Here is a 1,697-nt window from a genome sequence, read left to right as displayed (position 1 = left end):
TTTTGTCATGCTCGCACAATCACACTTTGACTAATCCCTGGCAATCTGGCTCGTCGATATCCCTGTTATATTTTTAATTGGCCGATGAACCTCTCCCTGCTTTTCTTTGGTTGTCGGCCTTTTCGGGGTATGGTTATCACCTTTACTTTTGAGGATATCATTTTATCGGCTGCTCGTCAACAGAACCGTCCCCTTGAGTCTTAAGGTTGAGGTAGGCGTGGATTTAATCTAAAGAGCCAGCAGGACCGGGAGACTTATACGGAGAAGAATGAGTCAACTAGTGACAGTATGGGTATTGGTGCTGGCGTGACGGGGAATGCAGGACACACTTTGACCGATCCTCGTCAATCTGGCAATCAGCCTCGTTGATATCCCTGTTATATTTTTATTTTCCGATGAATTTCTTCCCGTTTTTCTTTTGGTTGTCGGGCTTTTCGGGGATGGTTATCACCTCTATTTTTGAGGGATATCATTCGTCAACAGAACCGTCCCTACGAGTCAATTTTTGAGGGATATCATTCGTCAACAGAACCGTCCCTACGAGTCAACGTCCCTACGAGTCAAGAAAGGGGGATAACCTAGGAGACGCGGCTCAGGGGCTGACTAAAACTGAATCTACAAGTTGGAAAGGATTTAGTGATGGTAAGCTTAAATCCCATTACGAAAAACATGTAGTGGAAGGAAATGAATTTGGGAATATTACACAGAATGAATATTTTAAAAAAGCGAAAGAGTTTGCAGCAGAATCCAATCCAAATTTTCAAGAAACTAAAGTGGGCAACTTTAATATTAAATATGATCCAGAAACTCGACGGGTATTTATCGGGCATGAAAAAAATCGTGAAATTGGAACCTTTTACAAGGCTGACGCTCGAGATGCAGATCCTTTTCAGGCAGCAGTCGATTTGGCAAAACAATTAAGTGGTAAATGACGAGGTGATGAATATTGAATAGATATGACGCAATATTACTAATTTCTAAAGATGAAGTCATGAAATTAGACAGAGGAGAGCGGGAGTCAATAATATTAAACTGGTGGGGAATTGATAATGAGAATCCTATGTTTGACAGATTACCTTGGGAATTGCAACAGGAGATAGTTAATGAAGAAGAACCACTTGCGGATATTATGGATAAGAAGTACGATCACTTACTCATTGAAGCTATAATGACAGAATTTGTTGGTGTAAGAAATGATTATCTATCTAAAAGAGCCTCCCAAATACTAAATAAAGAGATGAGAGTTGAAGGAGAAGCTGAAATACTATTTGCCTGTCCATGTTGTCAATATCAAACGTTAGAAGAACGTGGGCAATATTACATTTGCCCAGTATGTTTTTGGGAAGATGATGGTAATAATCAGGCTGAAAGGTATAGTGGCCCTAATCATATGACTCTTCAAGAGGGAAAAAACAATTTTAGCAAGTTTGGTGCAGTAACAGAATCACTAGCCAAGAGTATAAAGTTAGACGTAAAGCATCGCTATTCTAAAATCGGTTGACAAAGTCTAACAGGTCGGATCAAGTTGACGCTGAGGACGATCACTGTTTGACACCTATCTTAAAACGGAAAACAAACAGCGGAGCAGCGGACAAAAGTAAGTTCGTTGCTCTGCTGTTTATTAAAAAAAAACAAATGGATACGGGAACAGGGAAAACCGGGATATTAGGACGATAAACGCGTCCTGCGGATCACCC

The 1,697-nt window shown here is 40.5% G+C and carries 2 protein-coding genes; both read left to right on the top strand.

The genetic code is table 11. The features are described 5' to 3' along the window. Positions 1–674 precede the first annotated feature (674 nt). Positions 675–932: a hypothetical protein gene (locus ALO_RS03480; protein ID WP_040292646.1), complete on the top strand. Its 258-nt coding sequence runs from the start codon at positions 675–677 to the stop codon at positions 930–932. Positions 933–946: 14 nt separating this feature from the next. Beyond that, complete coding sequence (locus ALO_RS03475) at positions 947–1,501, top strand: CPCC family cysteine-rich protein (RefSeq protein WP_004092924.1); 555 nt, start codon at positions 947–949, stop codon at positions 1,499–1,501. The last annotated feature ends 196 nt before the right edge of the window (positions 1,502–1,697 follow it).

The sequence above is a fragment of the Acetonema longum DSM 6540 genome, from assembly GCF_000219125.1.
Taxonomy (GTDB): domain Bacteria; phylum Bacillota; class Negativicutes; order Sporomusales; family Acetonemataceae; genus Acetonema; species Acetonema longum.
The sequence above is the reverse complement of the archived record's forward strand: the minus strand, read 5'-3'. Positions and strand labels throughout refer to the sequence as shown.